This window comes from Flavobacterium plantiphilum, assembly GCF_046000495.1.
Lineage (GTDB): Bacteria > Bacteroidota > Bacteroidia > Flavobacteriales > Flavobacteriaceae > Flavobacterium > Flavobacterium plantiphilum.
Genome location: NZ_JBELQA010000004.1, coordinates 266401 through 291504, shown reverse-complemented (window position 1 = coordinate 291504; position 25104 = coordinate 266401). Strand labels below are relative to the sequence as shown.

Here is a 25104-nt window from a genome sequence, read left to right as displayed (position 1 = left end):
ACTCACAGTAATCTTTTCTCTTTTTTCTTTCTTCTATTATCTAAATAAAAAATGAAAACAGCCTATATAGTAAAAGCATACCGAACAGCAGTGGGAAAAGCTCCTAAAGGCGTGTTCCGATTTAAAAGACCTGATGAATTAGCGGCAGAAACCATTCAGCACATGATGAATGAACTGCCTGATTTTGATAAAAAACGTATTGATGACGTCATGGTAGGAAATGCTATGCCGGAAGCTGAGCAAGGTTTAAACTTTGGACGACTTATTTCATTAATGGGATTAGAAATTAATGATGTTCCAGGTGTAACAGTGAACAGATATTGTGCTTCCGGAATAGAAACCATCGGAATGGCTACAGCCCGAATTCAGTCGGGAATGGCAGATTGTATTATTGCCGGAGGTGCCGAAAGTATGAGTTTTATCCCAATGGGCGGTTACCGTCCTACTCCTGATTATGCTGTTGCAAAAGCAGGTCACGAGGATTATTACTGGGGAATGGGACTCACTGCCGAAGCTGTGGCCAAACAATTTAGCATATCCAGAGAAGATCAGGATGCATTTGCTTTTCATTCACACCAAAAAGCTTTAAAAGCGCAAGCCGAAGGGAAGTTTGACAGCCAGATTGTTCCCATTACGATTGAACAGACTTTTGTGAATACCGATGGTAAAAAAGAAACTAAATCCTATACTGTAAACCAAGACGAAGGTCCAAGAGCGGATACTTCAATGGAAGCATTAGCTAAACTAAGACCTGTTTTTGCCGCTGACGGAAGTGTAACTGCGGGAACCTCATCGCAAATGAGTGATGGAGCAGCTTTTGTTTTGATTATGAGTGAAGAATTAGTAAAAGAACTGAATCTGAAACCTATTGCCCGATTAGTAAACTATGCCTCGGCGGGTGTTGAACCCAGAATTATGGGAATTGGACCTGTAAAAGCCATCCCAAAAGCTTTAAAACAAGCGGGATTACAACTAAAAGATATTGAATTAATTGAACTAAACGAAGCTTTTGCGTCTCAATCTCTGGCAGTGATCAGAGAGTTAGGACTAAATCCGGATATTGTAAATGTAAACGGAGGTGCCATTGCCTTAGGACATCCGCTAGGTTGTACCGGAGCAAAATTATCCGTTCAGTTATTCGATGAAATGAAACGCCGTGGCAATAAATATGGAATGGTCACTATGTGTGTAGGAACCGGCCAAGGAGCTGCGGGGATTTTTGAGTTACTTTAGAAAGAGAATAGAATAGAGAGAATAGAAAATAGACTAAACTTAAGATGATAAGACATAATTATAAGAATTTAAAAATTTGGCAATTAAGTATACAAATCGCAAATGACATTTCTGATATTTTATTGGATTTTCCAAAGCATGAAAGATACGATTTGAGTTCCCAAATAAGTCGATGTTCCATTTCCATACCAAGTAATATTTCCGAAGGTTCCGCCAGAACTGACAAATCATTTAGTCATTTTATTGATATTTCTCTCGGTTCTTCATTTGAATTAAATACTCAGCTCATAATAGCAAAACACCGAAAATATATTAATGATACAACTTTTAACCTATTAGAAATTAAAATAGAAGAATTTCAACGAATGACAATGTCGTTTCAAAATAACCTTAAATAAATCTATTTTCTATTCTCTCTATTCTATTTTCTGATCAAAAAAAAAATAAAACCATGGACGACAAAACAAGAGGAGGACAATTCCTTGTAAAAGAAACAAAATGCGAAGACATTTTTATTCCGGAAGATTTCACGGAGGAGCAAAAAATGATGCGTGACATGGTCAGAGAGTTTGTTGACAAAGAACTTTGGCCTAACAAAGACCGCTTTGAAAAAAAGGACTATGCTTTCACAGTTGAGTGCATGCAAAAAGCAGCTGAACTGGGATTATTAAGCATTTCTGTACCCGAAGCTTATGGCGGAATGGGAATGGGATTTGTAGATACGGTTTTGGTGTGTGATTACATTTCAGGGGCAACAGGATCCTTTTCCAGTGCTTTTGGTGCACATACCGGAATTGGTACATTACCTATCACTTTATACGGAACCGAAGAGCAAAAACAAAAATACGTTCCCAAACTAGCTTCCGGTGAATGGTTTGGTGCTTACTGCCTTACGGAACCAGGAGCAGGAAGTGATGCTAATTCCGGAAAAACAAAAGCTGTTTTATCCGAAGATGGCACACATTATAAAATTACAGGACAAAAAATGTGGATTACCAATGCCGGATTTTGTTCGCTTTTTATCGTTTTTGCCCGAATTGAAGATGACAAAAACATTACCGGTTTTATTGTAGAAAACAATCCTGAAAACGGAATTTCAACCAATGAAGAAGAACATAAACTAGGAATTCGTGCTTCATCGACCCGTCAGGTTTTCTTTAACGAAACCAAGGTTCCTGTTGAAAATATGCTTTCAGAAAGAGGTAATGGTTTCAAAATAGCGATGAATGCACTGAATGTGGGACGAATCAAATTGGCGGCAGCCTGCCTGGATTCCCAACGAAGAATAATTACTGGTTCTGCCAAGTATTCAAATGAAAGAGTACAGTTTAATGTTCCTATTGCAAAATTCGGAGCCATACGATACAAGCTGGCTGAAATGGCTACGAGCTGTTATGCGGGAGAAAGTGCTGTTTACCGGGCTGCTAAAAGTATTGAAGAAAGAATCAGTATCCGCGAAAGCGAAGGAACTTCACATCAGGAAGCCGAACTAAAAGGCGTGGAAGAATTTGCCATAGAATGTGCAATTTTAAAAGTCGCCGTTTCAGAAGATATTCAAAATTGCTCTGACGAAGGAATTCAAATCTTTGGCGGGATGGGATTTTCAGAAGATACACCAATGGAAAGTGCCTGGCGGGATGCGAGAATAACCCGAATTTATGAAGGGACAAATGAAATAAACCGAATGCTTGCTGTGGGAATGTTAATAAAAAAAGCCATGAAAGGTCATGTAGATTTATTAGGTCCTGCTTCTAAAATTCAGGAGGATTTAATGAGCATCCCATCTTTTGACACACCTGATTATGCTGAATTATTTGCAGAAGAAAAAGAAATGATCAGTAAATTAAAAAAAGTATTTTTAATGGTTGCCGGAGGAGCCGTGCAAAAGTACGGTCCCAATTTAGATAATGAACAGCAATTACTAATTGCTTCTGCTGATATTTTAATCGAAATTTATATGGCCGAATCTGCTATCCTGAGAACAGAAAAGTTAGCTAAGAAACTCGGAGAAGACAATATAAAAGAACAAATTGCTATGGCTAAATTATACCTTTATAAAGCTGTTGATATCATCACTCAAAAAGGGAAAGAAAGTATTATTTCTTTTGCCGAAGGCGATGAACAACGCATGATGTTAATGGGATTAAGACGTTATACTAAATACACCAATATGCCTAATATTGTAGAAATAAGAAGAACTATTAGTGCTAAAATAATTGCCGAAAACAGATATTGTTTTTAAGTTTTAGCATCATATTAAAGCATAAAAAAACGTCTTACTTTATTGTTAAGACGTTTTTGTTTTTATACTATTTATTCTTTCTTTTCTTCTTCTATGGCTGAAATAGCGCCAAAATAATTAATAGGACTTCGGTTATTGCTTATAATTGACAAAGTAGCACTTCCCTGAGAAGAAACTGAAAGTGTCATGTTAAAAAAATCCTGCTGCCCTTTGACCTCAACATCAATCTGATAGCCTTTTTTAACTTTCTTCACCTCAAACTTTTCTGGTTTTCCTTCAAATTTAAGTCCGGTATCACTACTTCCATATCCCAAACCACTAAAACCTCTGCCAAAAAAAGGCATTTCGCTTTTTATAAAATCCGGTCTAAATCGGACAAAATTAGGATTTGCCGTCAAATCAATAAATCTAAAAATTTGTGAATTGGAATTTTGAGCTACAAATTCAAATGCTTTAGCATCTATTAATTTTTCTATTCCTTTTTGCTTTTCCAGCTTTTGCTCAGTTCTGAGTTGTTTTTTGCTTTTTTCCTGAGCAAAAACAGTAAAAAAACTAAAGAAAAAAACAACAAAAACTATATGTTTATATGATTTCATATTTACTGATTTTAAATTTCACAATACCTTAAATACTGATTTACAACATTCAAATTACTTATAAATGTACTACTTCTAATAAATAAATTGTCATTATAAAAAGTAAAATTTACTTTTTTGAAATAACAAAAATTGTTCCTATTTTAGAAAAAAACAAAAACGCATGAAAATATTAGGCATCGGTTCCCGAATTGCACACTCAGAATACGGAAAAGGAGTAATTACTAATGTATCATCAACCGATTATTGGGTTACATTTATAGAAAACGGCTTAGAAACAATTCCTCTAAATGATAACTTTGAAATCATTGAAGCAGCTGAAAATGAAGTTGACACAGTGAGTTTTTCCGAGGTGGAAAAAAGTTTACGTGATCTTCTGAAAAAATGGTCGGATGTTTCCGAAATTGTACCTATTGGTGATAAGTGGAAAGGCGGAAAAATGATTTTAGAACCCGGACAAGCCGGATTAGCTTCTAAGGAAATACCTATTGACACCTTTTTTCACAAAATTGTAATGGTTCGGGACCGGATTCGGGTAATGGAGCAAAAAATCAATTCCAGTAAATTAGAAGAAAGTGAAAAAATAGACTTACAACAGTATATCACCCGAATTTACGGAAGTTTAACTTCTTTTAATATTTTATTCAAATCACCTACAAACCATTTTGTGGGAGAAAAATCAAAATAGAGTTTAAAGATTAGAATTCTCGCTACAGAAAACATACAATAAAAAATTAACTAAAATTGATTATTAATTAAAGATAACTTCTAAAATAAAACGAGAAAAACATATAGCTTTGTAGCATCAAAATAAGAGTATGATTAACCCTTCTGCATCTGGTTGGATTGATAAGTTTTTTATCACGCAGGAATTCACAAAACAAGATGTTTTGCTGAATACTGATTTATTTTATAAAAAAATCAGAGCAACCGGCTTTATCTATGGGCATATTATTGCATTTGAAACTCCTAATCCTATTGATACCACAGGATGGGTACAAAATGAAAAGCCTAAAGTATCTCTTTTAAATACTTTATACGGTATTTATGTATTAACTACTCATGATTTGGACTGCCAGACTTTTATCAAAAAATGTCTTGATTTTTATGATAAAATGCATCCTCAGGGTTTCAATCTGTTTAAAAAAGTTTTACCTAATGGTTCCGCATCTTTAAATCTGGAAAAAATTATTGATAACCGTGTTCAGACGAATGTTGATATTATCAATAAAAATTTTTCACATATTGTAACTAATGCGCTTCTTTTTATAGACGTTTTAGCTTTCAGACAATATTTAATCCATGGTGAAATACCTGAAAAATATCTGAAAAAAATTGAAGAAGCCGTAATCAGTGTGGTAAGCTTAGCTTTAAAAATAAAAACTAATAAATCGAATTATGATGATTTATTAATCAAACTCTTTGAAGCTTCAGTACGCTACAGCAAGTTTTCTAAAATTAACGCCTTTAATTTAGAGGATCTAAATTTAGACTATTTCAGTGCTGATTTAGAAAAATATTACCTGGTTGATATGGCAGGAATGGCTTTATGGAGTGATGGTATAATTGAAAATGAAGAAATTTATTTTTTACATAAACTGGCTCAAAACACTAAGGTTTCGGGTGATTTTGTATCTGAAAGTATAAAAAACACAGATACTTTTATAAAACAATATCAAAAAGAAATTCCGTATTTTAATTACTCCAATCCGGTAAAACATTTTTATGATCAAACGACACAAAATGTGATTACGCTCATTAGTCGCAATAAAAACAGATTAATCAAAGAAATAGTAGGCAGTAAGGAATTAATGCTTTTATTAGCTTATTCCACCCGTAGAGATTTGAACGAAAAAGAAAAAAAGAAAGTAAAAAAACAATTATTGGATATTTGCAAAACAATTCCATCCCTAACTATTTTTTTACTTCCCGGCGGAAGTTTATTACTTCCTATTCTTATAAAATTTATCCCTACATTACTTCCTTCAGCATTCAACGAAAATTTAGATAATGAATAAAAAAAAATCGCCCTGATGGCGATTTTTTTTCATTATAAAGTCAATTGATAAACTTCATCCAGTTCAAGATTAGAACTAATATTGACATTCAAATCTGTAACAAATCCTGAATTTAATCCGTAAACCCAACCGTGTAAAGTTAAATCCTGACCGTTTTTCCAGGCAGCCTGCACGATTGAAGTTTTAGCTAAATCAAAAACCTGTTCTTTCGCATTGATTTCAACAAAAGCATTAAAACGCTCTGTTTCGTCTTTGATTGAATTCAAATACACATTATGCATACGATAAACATCTTTTATATGTCTGATCCAGTTATCAATAATTCCTATTGATTGATTTCCCATCGCTGCTTTAATCCCTCCACAGCCATAATGTCCGCAAACAATGACGTGTTTTACTTTTAAAACATTCACGGCATAATCCAGTACACTCAACATATTCATGTCAGAATGAACAACCATATTCGCGATATTTCGGTGTACAAAAACTTCACCTGGTTTAGCTCCGATAATTTCATTAGCCGGCACACGGCTATCAGAACAACCAATCCATAGCAATGGAGGTGTTTGTCCTTTAGCCAAATCCGCAAAATAATTAGGGTCTTTCGCTAATGCTTTTTCAACCCATTCTTTATTATTATCTAATATCTTTTTATAAAAATCGACCATCTTACTTTAATTTTATAGGTTTTATTAAACTTGTTTTCTGTCTGCTTTCGACAGAATTTTAAAAAATTTCTTTCTTCACAATAACTCTTTTAGCTACATCATAATAATGCTCAATAGTAACATGATTAGGAGTTTCCTCAGTATTTTCTAACTGATATGCTTTCTTAAAACCTTTCAGCTTGACTTTAATATTTTCATCTACAGCTCTGGTCGATTTAAATTCATTAATTAAATCTAAAATATCATGAGCTATATACACAGTATCATGAGCTGAAATTACCACTTTTGAATTTTCAGGAATTGATTTTAACGTACTTTTAATTGCCGCTTTATTCAGAAACGAAACTTCTTGTGCCAGATCAATATGAATGATATCACCATCCGCATATTCTTCTTTTTTAAAAGTATAAGCTCTTTTTAAATTTCCTTTTAAAACAAATATGATACTAATAATTATTCCCAGCATTACTCCTTTTAATAAATCAGTAGCAACAACAGCAATCATTGTCGCTATAAAGGGAACAAACTGATATTTACCTTTATCCCAAAAATGTTTAATGGTAGCGGGTTTAGCCAGTTTATATCCAATTAAGATTAATATTGTTGCTAAAGTTGCCAACGGAATTTTATTTAAAATTACCGGGATAGTCAGCACACTTATTACCAGTAAAATCCCGTGAATAATTGTTGACATTTTTGATTTTGCGCCAGCATTATTATTAGCTGATGTTCTTACAACAACTGAAGTCATTGGCAACCCTCCTAATAATGAACTAATAACATTCCCTACTCCCTGCGCTTTTAACTCCACATTTGTATTAGTATACCTTTTTTGTGCATCTAATCTGTCGGCGGCTTCAATACACAGTAAAGTTTCAATTGAAGCCACTACCGCTATAGTTACGGCAATGGTCCAGACTTTAGGATTAGTAAATTGTGTGAAGTCAGGAAGTATGATAATTTCTTTAAAATCATCAATGGACTCAGGAACAGGCAAGGAAACCAAATGTTCATTCCCAATAGCTAAAGAACTACCTGCACTAATAAAAATTTCATTTAAGCCTATACCTGCGATAACAGCGATAAGTGCTCCGGGAACTAATTTAAATTTCTTTAAAAACGCTACTTTTTCCCATGAAATGAGTATTATTAAAGAGACAATAGTTACTACTATAGCTCCTAATTGAAAATGATCGAAAACTCTGAATAAGGATGAAAAAGTATTGTCACCATCCATTTGAGAAAACGACTGATCTCCTTCAAAATCTGCATCATAACCAAAAGCATGCGGAAGCTGTTTTAAAATAATTATAATTCCGATACCTCCAAGCATACCTTCGATTACATTTGTAGGGAAATAATTGGAAATACTTCCGGCTTTAATAAAACCTAATATTAACTGAATGATTCCGGCTATAAAAACGGCAGATAAAAAGATATTAAACGCTCCTAAATCGCTAATGGCAGTAAGAACAATTGCTGTCAAACCGGCTGCAGGTCCGGAAACACTAATATGTGACTGGCTCAAATAACCTACCACTATCCCTCCTACTATACCGGCAATAATACCTGAAAAAAGTGGCGCACCCGAAGCCATTGCAATACCTAAACACAACGGTAGTGCTACCAAGAAAACCACTAAACCTGAAGCAAAATCAGATTTAAGATTGGCAAAAAGATTAATTTTTTTTGTCATAATACAATTATATTTATAATATGAATTGAAACTGTATTAGCTAATACAGTTTTTAATACAATTCTAATGTTTAATAAAAGTGTTATGCTCTGTCAGGAGGAGGAGTAAATATGGTTTTGGAAACATTATCATGCTTCGATAGATTTTTAGAAAGAATTAAACTTTTTACAAGTGTTTTTTTGAATTCAAACACTATAGCAGAAGTCTCTACACAAACTAAATTTTTCACTTCTTTTTTTACATGCTCTTCCTCTGACAGACTATAAAACATAGTCGTATCAGTAGACTTTTCTATCAATTTCACAATAGTGGGAGTAGATAAAAAAGCAATGAAAATAAATAAAAAAATGTGAGCTATTAATTTCATAGTGGTAAAATTAAACTTAAAAAAACAAATTAATTACAATGAAACAATATTTTTTCAAAAAAAATAACATTATAAGACATTCATTTTTTTACCAATAAAATTAAAAAAGCCACCCCTCTGAATCATAAATTAAATTGATTGTTTTTATATTTGTATCAAAAACATCTATTTATGACAATTACCCAACTTAAATATGTACTTGCTGTAGCCGAACATAAAAATTTTACACTTGCTGCTGAAAAGTGTTTTGTAACCCAACCTACACTGAGTATGCAAATTCAAAAAATTGAGGATGAACTGAATATCCAAATTTTTGACCGTACTAAAAAACCCATCCAGCTTACTGATATTGGTCAAAAAATTGTAACTCAGGCTAAAAACATTGTAAATGAAGCCGATAGAATTCAGGATATTGTAGAACAACAAAAAGGTTTTATTGGCGGTGAATTCAGGCTGGGTATCATTCCTACCATAATGCCCACGTTGTTGCCGATGTTTTTAAATAATTTTATAAAAAAACATCCCAAAGTAAAACTTATTATTGAGGAACTCAATACCGAAGAAATTATTACCAAACTTAATAACGGTCATTTGGATGCGGCAATTGCTGCAACTCCGTTAATGGAAGAAAAAATAAAAGAAATCGTTTTATATTTTGAACCTTTTGTAGCCTACATCCCTGAAAGCCACCAGCATTTTCAGAAAAAAGAGATTGAAGTTGAGGATTTAAATATTGATGAAATTTTATTATTACAGGACGGTCATTGTTTTAGAGACGGAATTTTAAATTTATGCAAAAACAACAGCCGTAACGAAGGGAATCATTTTCAAATAGAAAGCGGCAGTTTTGAAACCTTAATAAAACTTGCTGATGAAGGTCTGGGAACCACATTGCTACCTTATTTGCATACTTTAGATTTAAAGGAATCAGATAAAATTAAACTTCGCCATTTTGCTGAGCCAAAACCGGCCAGAGAAGTGAGCTTGATTTTTCCAAAAAGCGAATTAAAAATTCAGATTATAGAAGCTTTGAGAAGTACTATTGCAGGGGTAATAAAAGGAGCCATTGTTTTTCAGAATGTTCAGATTATTAGTCCGCTTCAAAAAAAACAGAGTCAAAAATTTTAAACTTTTGACTCTGTTTGACAATTTTTATTTCTCTCCACTACAGAAAGGCATTTTTGCAATTCAGGCTTTTCTTTTGTATAATAGTTAAGCCAGTTTTTAAGATGCTCTAACTCATAAGGCAATAAATTCTTAACAGCTTTTTTTAGCTCTTTGACAAATAAGTCAGGCGCATAACTCACTCTTTCCAGTATCGATTTAGTATAGTCATATATCATTCTTTGCATATCTTGAAATGGGTTTAAAGTTATAGTTAATTAAGATATCGTAATTTACAAAAATTAAGCCCTTTTCTGAAACCTGAAATAGTTAAAAAAGATACAAAGTTACAGTTTGATTTTTTATTTTTTTTAACGACATACACAACCATCATCAGCCATAAAAAAAAAGCTGTTTCATCAATTCGTGAAACAGCTTTAAGTTTTTTATTCAACCCTGTAAAACAAGTATAATTCGGAATTATTATTTTCTAAAAAATTGGTTTTTATTTAAATTACCAAACACTTGAATTTAAATATTCACAATCATTAACGAAGGCTGAAGTTCCGGTTTTTCTATGATAAAAGATGTTAACCATTCTTTTAATTGTTCTAATTCATAAGGCAAGAGTGTTTTTATGGCTTTTTCTAATTCTTTACAAAAGAGAACAGGATCAAAACTAACTCTTTCTAATATCGATTTTGTATAATCAAACATGATTTTTGACATGATGCATCAATAATTTTTAGGTTAAACATCAATTTTAAGGCTTTGTAAAAATATACATTTTGAAGACAGTTTTTTATTTTTTTAACGTATTTTTTTGATTTATATTATTTTCGTTAAAAATTATTTCCCACATTTTTAAACATCACTTAAATGCTCTGAACATTTCTCTTTTACCCGGAGGACCTGCCAGTTTTTCAACTCTGAAACCTACTTCTATCATACTCCTTTTCACTACTCCACGTGCTGCATAAGTGACTAAAACTCCGTTTTCTTTTAATGCATCATACATCTTTTTAAAAATTTCGGTACTCCATAATTCAGGTTGTACTCTGTAACCAAAAGCATCAAAATAAATTAAATCAAATTGTGCCACATCATCAATATCCTGAAAAAACTGTTTCCTCTTAGTCAGCGAGAAAGAATCGCTCAATTTAATTTTCTCTCCCCATTTGCACTGATGCATTTGTTCAAATTCCAGCATTCGATCAGCAGCATTCAGTTCACCCACATAGTTCATCAGCACCACTTCCTCGGGTGGCACAGGATAAGCTTCTACACCGGTATAATCAATTGTCTGTTTGTATTTAGGTGCTTCTAAAAAACTTATAAAACTATTAAGCCCTGTTCCAAAACCAATTTCTAAAATGGAAACAGCTTTGTTTTCAAACAACGAAAGACCGTTTTTTATAAAAACATGATATGCTTCCTGAATAGCTCCGTGTTTTGAATGATAGCTCTCATTCCATTCCTCTAAATGGATTGTCGTAGAACCATCTTTTGTTTGTATAATTTCTCTCTTCAAATTAATTGTTTTTACAATGACTGATAATGTTTCCCAAAATTACTTAAAACATACGGTTTAAAATGGCAAAAAGCATTGATTTATTGCATATTTAACAGAAAAGATTGTGTTTTTTTTTATTTTTTTTTGAATATACGAAAATCATATTCAATAGTAACAATTATTAAAGTTTTAGCAAGCATTTTGTCCTTTTTTATTTAATTTTGCATTAATCAAAGTTTAGTTCATCATAAAGTGAAATTTTATACTTAAGTATACATTCAAAAAAATAAAAACATATTATTATGAGTACCACTCAAACCAGCAAAATTGAAATTCTAAAAGCCCCAAATACAAAAATTAACGAAGTAGATTTTGATAACATTAATTTTGGTTCAGTCTTTACTGATCATTTATTTGAGTGTGATTACAAAAATGGTGAATGGCAAACTCCTACTATCAAACCTTATGCTCCTTTTATGATGGATCCTTCTTCAAGAGTTTTTCATTATGGACAGGCAATTTTTGAAGGTATGAAAGCGTACAAAGATGATAATGATGACATTTGGCTTTTCAGACCGGATGAAAACATAAAACGTTTTAACAGTTCTGCTGTTAGAATGGCAATGCCTGAAGTTCCGGAATCTTTATTTACCGAAGGATTAAATCAGTTATTAAAATTAGACGAAGCCTGGATAAAAAAAGGAATAGGAAATACGCTTTACATCAGACCTTTTATGATAGCAACCGGTTTTGGAGTAGTAGCAAATCCTTCTGATGAGTATAAATTCATGATTATCTTATCTCCTGCAAAAGCTTATTATTCAGGAGAAGTTAAGGTTCTTGTTGCTGAACACTACAGTAGAGCTGCTAATGGAGGAATTGGTTCAGCAAAAACCGCAGGAAATTATGCCGGACAATTTTATCCTACCAGCTTAGCGAATAAAGAAGGATACCAACAAATTATCTGGACTGATGACGCAACACATACCAAACTGGAAGAAGCAGGAACAATGAATGTGTTTTTCAGATTCAACGATACCTTAGTAACCGCGCCAACCAGCGAAAGAATTTTAGACGGTGTAACCCGAAAAAGTCTTATTGATATGGCTAAAAAAGAAGGCATCAACATAGAAGTTCGTCCTGTTTTGATTTCTGAATTAATTGAAGGAATCAAAGACGGTAGTTTAAAAGAAATTTTTGGAGCTGGAACTGCAGCAGTTGTGAGTCCTATAAAAGGATTTGCCTATAAAGAAGAATATTTTGAATTACCTAAAATTGAAGATTCCATTGCATTAAAATTAAAAGAAAAGCTAACAAATATTCAACATAAACTAACCGAAGATCCATTTGGCTGGACGGTTAAAATATAATTTTTTCTTTAAAAGACAGAAAGAAGCGATTTTCAGATTTGAGAATCGCTTCTTTTTTTGCTTAAATATCAGTTAGTATTTTTGAAAAATCCGGTTTAAAATAATTAGGACCTTTCATTACTTTTCCGTCTTCACGATAAACCGGCTGCCCATCTTCCCCCAGCTTACTCATATTACTTCGTTGAATTTCATCAAAAACGGCTTCAATTTTATCCTGAAGTCCGTGTTCGATAATCGTTCCGCATAAAATATACATCATATCACCCAAAGCATCAGCTATTTCTACTAAATCATTATTTTTAACGGCTTCGAGGTATTCTTCATTTTCTTCTTTCATTAAATGATAACGAAGTATTTTTTTAGCCTCTCCTAAGTCGGCAACTGGAACTTCACTGTGTCCTATCCCAAATGCGGTATGAAATTCTTTAACGGAATTGATTTGCTTTTGCATAATTTATTATTAATTAAATGAAATGCAAATTAGCAACTAATCCTAAACATTTACTTATTTTTGTACTAAATTTTTAAAATTATGTTTAGCCAGGGTCAATTCGTATTTGCTGTCTGTTTTCTTATCGCTTTTATCATCGTTATGATTTTTTCTTACCGAAAAGACATTCAGACACATAAGATATTCTACAAAGGGAACTACAAAATCCTAATTGGATTCTTTATTTTTATTGGACTTTTATTTGTTATAAAAATATTTTTCAGACATTAAAAGTACAGCAACTGTTTCTTTTTTATGACTTCCAAAACACAAAATAACACAACCGGTCAAATATTAAAATACAGAATGACAAACCGTTACGATTTTGTTATTTATTTGTATTAATACTTTCATTGCATACCGTTAAAAATGCAAATTTTAAAAAACACACAATTATTTGATTTCCGAATACTGTGCAAAGTCCCGCTTTTTTTAATTTTCAGACTCATAGTCTTGCATATTGATAAAATTTCTAACTTTACATCATAAAATAATCAATTAATTATGAGAATTTTAAAATATATCTTTCTTTTATTACTACTAAGCCTCGTGGCACTATCGATATTTATAGCTACTCAAAAAGGAGATTTCCTTGTAGAAAGAAGTAAGATTATTAATTCTCCCAAATCCTCTGTTTATAATTATGTAAATGATTACAGAAACTGGAGTGATTTTGGTTCCTGGACAAATGATGATGCAGAAATTAAAGTAAATTACCCTCAAAATACTATTGGCAAAGGAGCTTCTTACAACTGGGAAGGAAAAAATGGTGAGGGTGAAATGCGCACTATCCGCATTAAGGAAAACGATAGTATAGTACAGTCCATGAAATTTGAAGGAACACATTCAACCGTATACTGGCATTTTAAAGACACTATCGGAGGAACAAAAGTAACCTGGAAAACTGAGGGAAAAATGAGTTTTCTTTTTAAAATCTATGCTGCTTTAAATGGTGGTACCGACAGGGTGATAGGAGCAATTTATGAAAAAAGCTTAGTTAATTTAGACCGGGCATTAGATTATGAAATCAATACGTTTTCTACTATTGATAATGGAATCGTTAAGAAACCCATGCAAAATTATATTGGACAAACATTTACAAGTGAATTTGCCAAAGTCAATAAAAACTTCAAAATTGTAATCCCGAAACTGATTGCTTTTTGCAAAAAAAATGACATTATAATTAGCGGCAAACCTTTTATTATTTATCATACTTATGATACCGCTAAGGAACTGACTAAAATCACTATCGGAATAGGCATTCGTGAAGCCATATTTCTAAGTGCCGGAAGTGATATCGTTTCCGGACAACTGGATGCTTTTGAAGGTGTAAAAACAACTTTAACGGGAGATTATTCGCATTTAAAAACAGCTTATAACAAAACTGTTAATTATTTAAATCAAAACAAACTAACTCCAAATCCTGTTTTTTCACATCTGGAAATTTATAGTTTAAGTAAAAACGATGTCAAAAACCCGTCAAAATGGGTTACCGAAATTTATATTCCTGTAATGCCTAAGGAGATTCCTCCTGTAAAAACATATTCTCCTGCAACAGCAGCTCCGACCACAACTGCACCAACAACAACGGCTCCTGTAAAAGTGGCACCGCTAAAAGCAAAACCTGCTGAAGAGTCAAAACCAAAAGCAATAGATGAGGAATTTGAATTTTAATTTTTTATCAATTAAACCATCCATTTACTTTTATATCTAATCAACAAAAAACTTTGCTGGACGAAAAGGAATTCATACAACAATTATTAAATCCGAAAACGCAGAATGAAGCTTTTCAGAAATTGTTGCATACCTATCAAAAGCCATTGTACAATCATATTCGGAATATTGTGCTGAATCATGATGATGCGGATGATGTTTTACAAAACACATTTATTAAAGTTTTTGAAAATCTGAAAAAATTTAAAGGAGAGAGCAAATTATTTTCCTGGATGTATCGCATAGCTACTAATGAAGCACTGAGTTTTTTAAATCAAAAAGCCCGAAAAAGCGGTATTTCCTCCGAAACTTTACAAAGTAAAGCCATTGACAATCTTAAATCTGATGTTTATTTTGATGGAAATGAAATCCAAATTGCTTTGCATAAAGCCATTATTACACTTCCTGAGAAGCAACAACTGGTCTTTAAAATGAAATATTTTGAAGAATTAAAATACGAAGAAATTTCAGAAATTCTGGGTACATCCGTAGGAGCCTTAAAAGCATCTTACCATCATGCCGTAAAAAAAATAGAATCTCAATTAACAGCAAATTAAACCTTTTCCATTTGATTCAGTCTAATAGCTATCATGAAAGAATTTAAATTAAATACCATCCCTAAAATTGATTCCGGATTAAAAACTCCGGAAGATCTATATTTTGAGAAATTTTCTGAAACCATTTTAGAGAAAACAACTCATAAAGAGCCTAAAACAATTTCACTGTTCCGGAAAAGGAAAACTATTATTATGATGGTTGCTGCTGTACTTGTATTAGCATTAACAATACCTGTATTTATGAATCAGGCTAATCATTCAGAAGAAATTGATACTGAAACGCTGGAAAATTACCTAAGTTATCAGTCGAATGTAAATCAGTATGATTTAATAAACGCACTTGACGAAGAAGATATTAACAATATCAAACCAAATATTGCTCTGGAAGACAATACAATTGAAGAGCTGCTGATTAGTAACAATAATTTAGAAAATTATATTTTAGAATAATAGTACATAAATAGAGAGAAGATGAATTTTAGAAAATTATTACCCATAATCCTGTTATTTACCTGCAGCTTTTATGCTCAGGAAAGCATAAAAGATAAGAAAGAGCAAATCAGATCCTTTAAAGTAGCGTTTTTCACTTCTGAATTAGACCTGAGTTCACAAGAATCAGCAAAATTCTGGCCCCTTTATAATGCTTATGACGACAAACAATTTGAAATAAGACATAAAAAGATGAAGTTTTTTAAAAGCAAAATGCACGGGGATGCGCTAAACAAAATGAGCGAAAAAGATGCTGCTGCTTTATTATACCAAATGGATGCTGCCGATGAAGAGCTATTCTTGTTACGAAAAAAATTCAGTAAAAATGTGAGAGCTGTTTTACCGGCTGTAAAAATTTTAAAATTAAAAAAAGCAGAAGACGATTTTTATCGAAAATTACTCCAGCAATACGGTGACCGGGGAAAGAAAAAATAATTATTTTTTTTTTTAAAAGCACAAATGCCGCTTCATTAAATTGAAGCGGCATTTTTATTGAATACTATAAACTGATTTTATGCGTTTTAACTCCAAGCCTGAAATAAAACGACACCACTGATAATTGAATTGGCACAGTAATTGAATATTGCAAATTATCACTCTAAAAAACAGTTTGCCATGAAAACTAAAATTATATTCCTTAGCCTTTTAGCTGCTTTGTTTATCACAAAAGCAGACGCCCAGAGCAGCACTACAGTTAATGCAATGAGTAACGAAATTAGCGACAATCTTGATTTAAGAGCTGTTGCATCAATTTTTGGTGACTCTGAAAATCTGGAAGATTTTGAAAGACGTTTAAACGATCCTGAAATACAAATTTCTAATTTAGATTTAAACAATGATAATGAAGTCGATTATTTGCGTGTTATTGAAACTGTAGAACAAAACACCCATGTGGTTATTATCCAGTCGGTATTAGACCGTGATGTTTATCAGGATGTAGCGACCATAGATATTGAAAGAAACAACAACAGTGTGCAGGTACAGTTTGTAGGGAATGAATACCTATACGGAGCCAATTACATTTACGAGCCGGTTTATTATTCCACACCGGTAATCTATGCTTCTTTCTGGAGCGCTAATTACCGTCCTTATGTGTCAAATTGGTATTGGAATTATTACCCATCTTATTTCTATGCCTGGAATCCTTATCCGGTATACCGATACAGAAACAATATTCATATCAGTTTAAATTTCAATAACAGATACAACTATGTAAACTACAGAAGAAGCAACATAGCTGTTTCACTTTACAATTCCAGACGCTCTAATGCCTATGAAAAACGTTATCCTAACTATGCTTTCGCAAAAAGAAATACGAAGTATTCAAATCGTTATGATTTAGACAGAAACAGAAGGTACAGCAGCACCGCAAGCAGAAACACCAGCGGAAGAAGATACAGCAACAGCACTTCAGGAAGAAATTATTCATCTGACAGAAATATTCCTTCCAGAAACTACAGCCAGACTAATAGTAACCGTTCAAAGGAGAATTCAACTAAAAGAACTCCAAGCAGAAGCTACAGCACCAACAAGGCTAACAGTTCAGGAACCAATACAGCCGAAAGAACGCCTGGCAGAAATTACAATTCAAACAGAGCTAACAGAACTTATACCCCGAACAAAACTAACAGCGCATCTGAAAATAAAGCCCAAAGAACAGCAGGCAGAGATTACAATCAAAACCGGGCTAATAGTGCCAGACAAAATACAGCACCGCAACAACAAAGCGCGCGAACTTATACTCCAAGACAGGATAACAGTACGCAAAGAGCAGTACAAAGATCCGGAAACAGCAATCAGAACCGGGGAACAATTTCCAGACCTGCTACTCCGTCAGCGGCTCCTCAAAGAGCTGAATCCGGTAGAAACAAAAGCGGTAATCAGAGAAACAACAACTCATCCGGAAGTAACAACCGAAGAATATAACAAAATAAAATGCGATTATTAAAAACACGATCATTTGGTCGTGTTTTTTTGCTTTTTAAGAATAATAACTTTCGAATTGTTTAAAAATGAGTAAATTTGGGGCGTTTACAAAAATATACATGAGCGCATCACATAAAAACTTACATAGCAAATTAACATTAGGAGGTTTATTAGTTACACTAGGAATTATATATGGCGATATTGGAACTTCTCCATTATATGTAATGAAAGCAATACTGGGAGAACATACCATCGATGCAGATGTGGTCCTTGGAGGAATTTCGGCAGTGTTCTGGACATTAACATTACAAACTACTATAAAATATGTAATCATTACTTTAAATGCAGACAATCATGGTGAAGGCGGAATTTTTGCCTTGTATGCTCTGGTCAAAAAAACAAAGATCAAATGGCTTATTGTCCCCGCCATTATTGGAGGAAGTGCGCTATTAGCGGATGGAATCATCACTCCGCCCGTTTCTGTATCTTCGGCAGTAGAAGGAATCCGTACCTATTATCCTGAAATAAACACCGTTCCCATAGTTATCGGAATCTTATTTGTACTGTTTACTATTCAGCAGTTTGGAACAAAACTCGTTGGAAGATTCTTTGCCCCGATGATGCTGGTATGGTTCAGTATGCTGGGGATATTGGGTATTATCCAGATTGTACATCATCCTGAAGTTTTCAAAGCTATAAATCCTTATTATGCTTACCATTTACTGACTATTCATCCGGATGGATTTTTCGTATTGGGCTTCGTTTTCTTATGTACAACAGGAGCAGAAGCTTTGTATTCTGACATGGGACATTGCGGGAGAAAAAATATCAGAATCAGCTGGATTTTTGTTAAATCTACACTGGTACTGAATTATTTCGGACAAGGAGCTTATCTGATTCATCATAGTGGTGAAACACTACAGAGCTTGGGCGGTAAAAACGGAAACCCTTTTTACTTAATCATGGAAGACTGGTTCCAGCCTTTCGGAATTGTAATTGCAACAATGGCTGCCGTAATTGCTTCACAAGCTTTAATAAGCGGATCATTTACGCTAATAAACGAAGCCATGAGACTGAATTTCTGGCCTAAGGTAAAAATAAAATACCCTACCGAATTACAGGGACAACTGTATATTCCGTCAATCAACTGGTTGTTATTCTTTGGCTGTGTGGGAATCGTTCTCCATTTTGAAGAATCAAGCAATATGGAGCATGCTTACGGTTTAGCGATCATTCTGTGTATGATTATGACGACCATTTTACTTAATTTCTATTTGATTATGAAAAGAGTAAAATTGTATTTTATGGTGCCGTTAATAACCATTTACCTCTTAATCGAATTAAGCTTTTTAGCAGCAAATATTACCAAGTTTACCGATGGCGGATATGTAACTTTAATGATTGCTATTATCTTGATAGGTATCATGTCTATCTGGAATTCAGCCAAAAAAATCAACAAGATTTATACTAAAATTGTAAAAATTGGAGATTACAAAAAAGTATTGAGCGAATTAAGTGCCGATTTAAGTATTCCTAAATACGCCACGCATCTGGTTTATATGACCAATGCAGGCCGTGCAGATGAAATAGAAGAAAAAGTAATGTACTCTATTTTGCAAAAAAGACCTAAAAGAGCCGACATTTACTGGTTTGTTCACGTGAACATCTTAACCGAACCTTACAAAACAGAATACCGCGTTACCGAGATAATGAAAGATGATTTGTATCGTGTGGACTTCAATTTAGGTTTTAGAGAACCCACAAAAATCAATCTTTTGTTCAAAGAAGTAATCAGAGACATGGTTAAAAACGGTGAAGTAGATATTAGAAGCCGTTACGAATCACTGAACAAAAACAACATCATTGGTGACTTTAAATTTGTGCTTTCTGAGAAATTTTTATCGAATGACAACGACTTAAAATGGCACGAAAACATCATTATGAACTCGTATTTCTTTATCAAAAAACTGAGTTTATCTGAAGAAAGCGCTTTTGGTTTAGACAGTAGCTCGGTGAAAATAGAAAAATTCCCGATGATACTGCACACACCGGAAAACATTGATTTAACCCGTTTAGACTCCCGAAGCATTCTGGATTAAGAATCTTTTAAAATTTCAACAACAAAAAGCACTAGTGACATAGTGCTTTTTGTTTTTTTATTAAGCTTTTGAATTATTGCCAACAGGGACACGGAGTTCGTATCAGGACATTTTTTTATTTCGAACGCTCTATTTTACTGGGTGGAGGATAAAAATAGTTCTAATAAGCTAAAAAAAATACTCCAGCCAATATCAGGAAACAATTAAAGCAGTAGCTTAGCTACAATACAAGACCATTCACGGACGTTAATAGCTTATTTTAAAATACTATTAATGATTTTTCATTGTAAGAAATATTTTTATATTTGTAAGTGTACGAAAAAAAATTAATACACAATAATAACCACCAAAATAGGCGCATAACATGCCAATCAAGCTTAAAACTAGTTCAATTTATGCGCATATGAGCTAGTTAGACGAAATACAAAAAAACTGAATGAATATACAAGAAACAAAAAATCAATTCGAAAATTTAAAGTCTTCTTATGACAGTTTGGGAAGAAATGTGATTGAATCACTTAAAATTTTGTTGCAAAATGAAAACATTCAGACACTTTCTATTTATTATAGAGTTAAAAGTTCTGAATCTTTTTTAGAAAAGATTACTCGAAAATCATATGAAAAACCTTTTGATGAAATTGAAGATATTTGTGGAATTAGAATAATATGTTATTACCAAACTGATATTGAAAAGATATCAAATATAATTAATAAGGAATTTAATGTTTCTGAATCCGAAGACAAAGAAACAACTCTTGACTACAATCAATTTGGTTATCGTTCCTATCATCTAATTGCTTCTGTAAATTCAGAATGGGAAAAAACACCAAATTTCAGAGGCCTTTCTAATCTAAAGTGTGAAATTCAAATTAGAACAATTTTGATGCACGCTTGGGCTGAAATTGAACATTCATTAGCTTATAAAACTGAACTTCAAACTCCAATAAAATTTAGAAGAAAACTTCATAGAATTAGCGCAAAATTAGAAGAAGCTGATGAGCAGTTTGAAGAATTAAAAATTGAAAGTAAAAAATACCAAATTGAAGTTAGTGAAAAAGTAAAGAAAACGACCGACGATAAATTGGAATTAAATATAGACACTTTGCAAGCCTTTATGGATGCTAATTTTCCTAGAAGACATAAGAATCTTGATTCTACAGGAGAATTACTCGACCAAATGGTTCACTATGGTATTACTTTAGATGAATTAAGTGGACATTGGAAGAAAATTAAACCAAAATTTTTAGATATTGAAAAAGAATATTTATTAGAGAATAAAGGAGGATTTACCAAATGGGCACAACCCGGAATCGCACGTTTTGTATTGGATTTATTTAATGAGAATTTTAGAAAACGTTTAAAAAGTGAGCAAACAAGAAATAAAATTAATGAATATAAAGAAAAGTACTTTGCCTAACAGCCACTACAACGGATTTGGGCATTAGGTTTAATTTGAAGTTGGTTTTGTATTTGGAAGACTTGGCAAATCCGAAATAGGTTTTAATTTAACCCCAATCCCAATAGCGCGGAAATATTTTCCGTGCCCGCAACAATGAGCAAATAATCAATACAAAACATAACAAACTAGTTTGTAAAGTTACTGGCTGAGATTGCTTCGTTCCTCGCAATGAACTGTACTAAAAACCAATCGCTTGGAAACAGCTAAAACTTAGCAAGATTATAACCAAAAAAAAAGCCCCAAAAAGGGGCTTTTTCAATATTTAAACCTAAGTGCTTATTTACTCAGGTACATTTTTCTTCTGGAGTACAATTCGTAGAATTGGTCGTCTTTTAAGTCATCAATAAACAAGATGCTTTCTCCTGTAGATTTCATTTCAGGTCCTAAAGCTTTGTTTACATTCGGGAACTTACTGAAAGAGAATACCGGTTGCTTGATGGCATATCCTTTTAATTGTGGATTGAAATCAAAGTCCGTTACTTTACTATGTCCTAACATTACTTTAGTAGCATAGTTTACATAAGGCTCTCCGTAAGCTTTAGCAATAAACGGAACCGTACGGGAAGCTCTTGGATTCGCTTCGATAATGTAAACTGTATCGTCTTTAATAGCAAACTGGATGTTGATTAAACCAACTGTTTTCAAAGCGATAGCAATTTTCTGAGTATGGTCTTTAATCTGTTGCATCACAAATTCTCCTAAGTTAAAAGGAGGCAATGTAGCGTTAGAATCTCCGGAGTGTACTCCACAAGGTTCAATATGCTCCATAATTCCGATGATGTATACATTTTCACCGTCGCAAATGGCATCTGCTTCTGCTTCAATGGCACCATCAAGATAGTGGTCTAAAAGCAATTTGTTACCCGGAATAGTTTTCAGCAGGTTTACTACGTGCTCTTCTAACTCCTGCTTGTTGATTACAATTTTCATTCCCTGACCCCCCAGTACATAAGAAGGACGAATCAATAATGGGAAATCCAGCTGGTCAGCAAGCTCAGAAGCTTCATCAGCGGTTTCAGCGATTCCGAATTTAGGGAAAGGAATTTCTAATTCAGTCAGTAAATCAGAGAAACGTCCTCTGTCTTCGGCTAAATCCAGTGCATCAAAACTGGTTCCGATGATTTTCACTCCGTATTTAGATAATTTTTCAGCTAATTTAAGCGCTGTTTGTCCACCCAACTGAACGATTACCCCTTCCGGTTTCTCGTGCTGGATAATATCATAGATATGTTCCCAGAATACCGGTTCAAAATATAATTTATCTGCTGTATCAAAATCAGTTGAAACGGTTTCAGGATTACAGTTAATCATGATCGTTTCGTATCCACACTCTTTAGAAGCCAGGACTCCGTGTACACAAGAGTAGTCAAATTCGATTCCCTGCCCGATACGGTTAGGTCCTGAACCTAATACGATGATTTTCTTTCTGTCAGTAACCACACTTTCATTGTCTACAAAACGGGTTCCATCTGCTTTTTCAATTTCTGCTTCAAAAGTAGAATAGTAGTAAGGTGTTTTTGCTTTAAACTCTGCAGCACAGGTATCAACCAGTTTAAACACACGGTTGATGTTCATGTTCATACGCAAAGCATGTACTTCACTTTCCAGACAACCCATCATGTGGGCGATTTGTCTGTCGGCAAAACCTTTTTGTTTTGCTTCAAGCAAAAATTCTTTTGGTAAAGTTGTTATTGTATATTTAGCAATCTCTTTCTCAAGTGTATGTAATTCTTCGTATTGTTTTAAGAACCACATATCGATTTTAGTGATTTCGTGAATTCTGCTCAATGGAATTCCCATTGCGATAGCATCATAAATCACAAAAACTCTATCCCAGCTTGCGTAAGTAAGTTTTTCAATAATTTGCTCGTAGTTGGTGTATCCTTTACCATCTGCCCCTAAACCATTACGTTTAATCTCTAAGGATTGAGTAGCTTTGTGTAAAGCTTCCTGGAACGAACGTCCAATACCCATAACCTCACCTACAGACTTCATCTGAAGACCTAAAGTTCTGTCAGAACCTTCAAATTTATCAAAGTTCCAACGTGGTATTTTCACAATTACATAATCCAGTGTAGGCTCGAATAAAGCAGAAGTAGATTTTGTAATTTGGTTTTGTAATTCATCTAAAGTATAGCCTAAAGCTAATTTTGAAGCAATTTTAGCAATCGGGTAACCGGTAGCTTTAGAAGCTAATGCAGAAGAACGGGATACACGAGGGTTGATTTCGATTGCCACGATATCTTCTTTATCATCCGGTGAAACTGCAAACTGTACGTTACAACCTCCGGCAAAGTTACCGATACTACGCATCATCAGGATAGCGTAATCACGTAATTTTTGGAATGTTGTGTCTGATAAGGTCATCGCCGGTGCAACCGTAATAGAATCTCCGGTATGGATTCCCATTGGGTCCATGTTTTCGATAGAACAAATAATTACAACATTGTCATTTTTATCTCTTAAAAGTTCTAATTCGTATTCTTTCCATCCCATCAAAGCTTTATCAATTAAAACTTCGTGAATTGGTGATGCTTCCAGACCGGCAGTTAATAATCTGTCAAAATCTTCCGGTTTGTACACAATAGATGCTCCGGTTCCTCCCAGAGTAAATGACGGACGAATAACAAGCGGGAAACCAAATTCCTGAGCAATTTCTTTTCCTCTTAAGTAAGAAGTACAAATTTCAGCAGGAGCTGTAGGTACATCTATTTTTTTAAGCAATGCTTTAAACTGATCTCTGTCTTCAGTAATATTAATGGCGTTTACATCAACTCCTATCAAACGTACTCCAAAATCTTCCCAAATTCCTTTGTCCTGTGCTTCCAAACACAAGTTAAGCGCTGTTTGTCCACCCATGGTAGGCAATACAGCATCAATTTGCGGGTGCTCTTTTAGAATTTCGATAATCGACTTTGTTGTTAAAGGCTTCAAATAAATATGATCCGCCATAGATGGGTCGGTCATAATTGTAGCAGGGTTCGAATTGATAAGAATAACCTCAATTCCTTCTTCGCGAATAGAACGTGCTGATTGTGATCCTGCGTAATCAAATTCGCAGGCTTGACCAATAACAATAGGACCTGAACCTATAATTAAAACTGATTTTATTGAAGTGTCTTTTGGCATTATATGATAATTATTGTTTTAATGAAGTAATTTTTTTTACTCAATTCTGTTGTTTAAAAATGATGCAACTCACTAATAATCTTAATCTTGAGTCTTATTTTACCGACAAGATATAAAAAAAGGCGGTACTAAAAAAAGTAACGCCCTTATTTATGCTTATACAAACATTATTTTTTGTGTCTAGGTTCGCTAGAAACAGTTAATTTATGTCTTCCTTTAGCTCTTCTACGCGCAAGAACTTTTCTTCCATTTGCAGAAGCCATTCTGTCCATAAATCCGTGTTTATTTCTTCTTTTTCTTTTCGATGGTTGAAACGTTCTTTTGCTCATTGCTTTGTATCTTTAAAACTTATTTATATGTATCTTTTATTTTCGAATGGTGGTTATTCTGAAACCGAGTGCAAATATACAAAGACTTTTTTTTCTGGCAAGAAGT

25 protein-coding genes are annotated in these 25104 nt (G+C 33.5%); 15 read left to right on the top strand and 10 right to left on the bottom strand.

The window, feature by feature from the left end; genetic code table 11:
• Positions 1–51 precede the first annotated feature (51 nt).
• From ABS764_RS08925 to ABS764_RS08915, 3 genes are read left to right on the top strand one after another with little or no spacing between them, the layout of a single operon-like run.
• Positions 52–1233 (top strand): acetyl-CoA C-acyltransferase, encoded by a 1182-nt coding sequence (locus ABS764_RS08925; protein WP_408081441.1) that lies wholly within the window; start codon positions 52–54, stop codon positions 1231–1233.
• A 44-nt stretch (positions 1234–1277) separates the two neighbouring features.
• Positions 1278–1631, top strand: coding sequence for a four helix bundle protein (locus ABS764_RS08920; RefSeq protein WP_408081440.1), 354 nt, complete (start codon positions 1278–1280; stop codon positions 1629–1631).
• A gap of 53 nt (positions 1632–1684) precedes the next feature.
• A complete protein-coding gene (locus tag ABS764_RS08915) occupies positions 1685–3475 on the top strand; it encodes an acyl-CoA dehydrogenase family protein (protein WP_408081439.1) in 1791 nt (596 codons plus the stop codon).
• 71 nt (positions 3476–3546) lie between these two features.
• Here the strand turns inward: ABS764_RS08915 and ABS764_RS08910 are convergent, their stop codons facing one another.
• Positions 3547–4071, bottom strand: coding sequence for a DUF4251 domain-containing protein (locus tag ABS764_RS08910; RefSeq protein ID WP_408081438.1), 525 nt, complete (start codon positions 4069–4071; stop codon positions 3547–3549).
• Positions 4072–4234: 163 nt separating this feature from the next.
• Here ABS764_RS08910 and ABS764_RS08905 point away from each other — a divergent pair, with 163 nt between their 5' ends.
• Both ABS764_RS08905 and ABS764_RS08900 read left to right on the top strand, forming a co-directional pair.
• Positions 4235–4759, top strand: coding sequence for a hypothetical protein (locus ABS764_RS08905; protein WP_408081437.1), 525 nt, complete (start codon positions 4235–4237; stop codon positions 4757–4759).
• Between the two features lie 130 nt (positions 4760–4889).
• Positions 4890–6089 carry an LETM1-related biofilm-associated protein gene (locus tag ABS764_RS08900; RefSeq protein WP_408081436.1) on the top strand — a complete coding sequence of 400 codons (1200 nt, stop codon included), beginning with the start codon at positions 4890–4892 and terminating at the stop codon, positions 6087–6089.
• Between the two features lie 32 nt (positions 6090–6121).
• On the opposite strand, the gene can is transcribed toward ABS764_RS08900, so the two are convergent.
• From can to ABS764_RS08885, 3 genes are all read right to left on the bottom strand, one after another.
• Positions 6122–6757 (bottom strand): carbonate dehydratase, encoded by a 636-nt coding sequence (can, locus tag ABS764_RS08895; RefSeq protein WP_408081435.1) that lies wholly within the window; start codon positions 6755–6757, stop codon positions 6122–6124.
• A 58-nt stretch (positions 6758–6815) separates the two neighbouring features.
• Positions 6816–8453 (bottom strand): SulP family inorganic anion transporter, encoded by a 1638-nt coding sequence (locus ABS764_RS08890; protein WP_408081434.1) that lies wholly within the window; start codon positions 8451–8453, stop codon positions 6816–6818.
• Positions 8454–8535: 82 nt separating this feature from the next.
• The gene (locus ABS764_RS08885; RefSeq protein WP_408081433.1) at positions 8536–8820 is read right to left on the bottom strand and encodes a hypothetical protein; all 285 of its coding nucleotides are present in this window, start codon (positions 8818–8820) and stop codon (positions 8536–8538) included.
• A gap of 171 nt (positions 8821–8991) precedes the next feature.
• Here ABS764_RS08885 and ABS764_RS08880 point away from each other — a divergent pair, with 171 nt between their 5' ends.
• Positions 8992–9948, top strand: coding sequence for a hydrogen peroxide-inducible genes activator (locus tag ABS764_RS08880; RefSeq protein ID WP_408081432.1), 957 nt, complete (start codon positions 8992–8994; stop codon positions 9946–9948).
• Here ABS764_RS08880 and ABS764_RS08875 read toward each other — a convergent pair.
• The 3 genes from ABS764_RS08875 to mnmD form a co-directional block, all read right to left on the bottom strand.
• Positions 9945–10172, bottom strand: a complete 228-nt coding sequence (locus ABS764_RS08875) for a hypothetical protein (RefSeq protein WP_408081431.1) — start codon at positions 10170–10172, stop codon at positions 9945–9947. The genes ABS764_RS08880 and ABS764_RS08875 overlap by 4 nt on opposite strands.
• Before the next feature lie 283 nt (positions 10173–10455).
• Positions 10456–10653, bottom strand: coding sequence for a hypothetical protein (locus tag ABS764_RS08870; protein WP_408081430.1), 198 nt, complete (start codon positions 10651–10653; stop codon positions 10456–10458).
• 142 nt (positions 10654–10795) lie between these two features.
• Complete coding sequence (mnmD, locus tag ABS764_RS08865; protein WP_408081429.1) at positions 10796–11455, bottom strand: tRNA (5-methylaminomethyl-2-thiouridine)(34)-methyltransferase MnmD; 660 nt, start codon at positions 11453–11455, stop codon at positions 10796–10798.
• A gap of 284 nt (positions 11456–11739) precedes the next feature.
• Between mnmD and ABS764_RS08860 the strand changes: the two genes are divergently transcribed.
• A complete protein-coding gene (locus ABS764_RS08860; RefSeq protein WP_408081428.1) occupies positions 11740–12807 on the top strand; it encodes a branched-chain amino acid aminotransferase in 1068 nt (355 codons plus the stop codon).
• A 61-nt stretch (positions 12808–12868) separates the two neighbouring features.
• Here ABS764_RS08860 and ABS764_RS08855 read toward each other — a convergent pair whose 3' ends face one another.
• Positions 12869–13258 carry a pyrophosphohydrolase domain-containing protein gene (locus ABS764_RS08855; RefSeq protein WP_408081427.1) on the bottom strand — a complete coding sequence of 130 codons (390 nt, stop codon included), beginning with the start codon at positions 13256–13258 and terminating at the stop codon, positions 12869–12871.
• 81 nt (positions 13259–13339) lie between these two features.
• Here ABS764_RS08855 and ABS764_RS08850 point away from each other — a divergent pair, with 81 nt between their 5' ends.
• The 8 genes from ABS764_RS08850 (at position 13340) to ABS764_RS08815 (ending at position 21498) form a co-directional block, all read left to right on the top strand.
• Positions 13340–13528, top strand: coding sequence for a hypothetical protein (locus ABS764_RS08850; protein WP_408081426.1), 189 nt, complete (start codon positions 13340–13342; stop codon positions 13526–13528).
• 273 nt (positions 13529–13801) lie between these two features.
• Positions 13802–14971 (top strand): SRPBCC family protein, encoded by a 1170-nt coding sequence (locus ABS764_RS08845; protein ID WP_408081425.1) that lies wholly within the window; start codon positions 13802–13804, stop codon positions 14969–14971.
• A 53-nt stretch (positions 14972–15024) separates the two neighbouring features.
• Positions 15025–15567, top strand: coding sequence for an RNA polymerase sigma factor (locus tag ABS764_RS08840; RefSeq protein ID WP_408081424.1), 543 nt, complete (start codon positions 15025–15027; stop codon positions 15565–15567).
• A gap of 33 nt (positions 15568–15600) precedes the next feature.
• Positions 15601–16017 (top strand): hypothetical protein, encoded by a 417-nt coding sequence (locus ABS764_RS08835; protein ID WP_408081423.1) that lies wholly within the window; start codon positions 15601–15603, stop codon positions 16015–16017.
• 21 nt (positions 16018–16038) lie between these two features.
• The gene (locus ABS764_RS08830) at positions 16039–16491 is read left to right on the top strand and encodes a sensor of ECF-type sigma factor (RefSeq protein ID WP_408081422.1); all 453 of its coding nucleotides are present in this window, start codon (positions 16039–16041) and stop codon (positions 16489–16491) included.
• Between the two features lie 180 nt (positions 16492–16671).
• Positions 16672–17982: a hypothetical protein gene (locus tag ABS764_RS08825; protein WP_408081421.1), complete on the top strand. Its 1311-nt coding sequence runs from the start codon at positions 16672–16674 to the stop codon at positions 17980–17982.
• A gap of 119 nt (positions 17983–18101) precedes the next feature.
• Positions 18102–20081 (top strand): KUP/HAK/KT family potassium transporter, encoded by a 1980-nt coding sequence (locus tag ABS764_RS08820; RefSeq protein ID WP_408081538.1) that lies wholly within the window; start codon positions 18102–18104, stop codon positions 20079–20081.
• A 436-nt stretch (positions 20082–20517) separates the two neighbouring features.
• Positions 20518–21498 carry a GTP pyrophosphokinase gene (locus tag ABS764_RS08815; protein WP_408081420.1) on the top strand — a complete coding sequence of 327 codons (981 nt, stop codon included), beginning with the start codon at positions 20518–20520 and terminating at the stop codon, positions 21496–21498.
• A 318-nt stretch (positions 21499–21816) separates the two neighbouring features.
• Here the strand turns inward: ABS764_RS08815 and carB are convergent, their stop codons facing one another.
• Together carB and rpmH are read right to left on the bottom strand one after the other, a co-directional pair.
• Positions 21817–24669 carry a carbamoyl-phosphate synthase large subunit gene (gene carB / locus ABS764_RS08810; RefSeq protein WP_408081419.1) on the bottom strand — a complete coding sequence of 951 codons (2853 nt, stop codon included), beginning with the start codon at positions 24667–24669 and terminating at the stop codon, positions 21817–21819.
• A 167-nt stretch (positions 24670–24836) separates the two neighbouring features.
• Positions 24837–24998 (bottom strand): 50S ribosomal protein L34, encoded by a 162-nt coding sequence (gene rpmH, locus ABS764_RS08805; RefSeq protein WP_008464848.1) that lies wholly within the window; start codon positions 24996–24998, stop codon positions 24837–24839.
• Positions 24999–25104 lie beyond the last annotated feature (106 nt).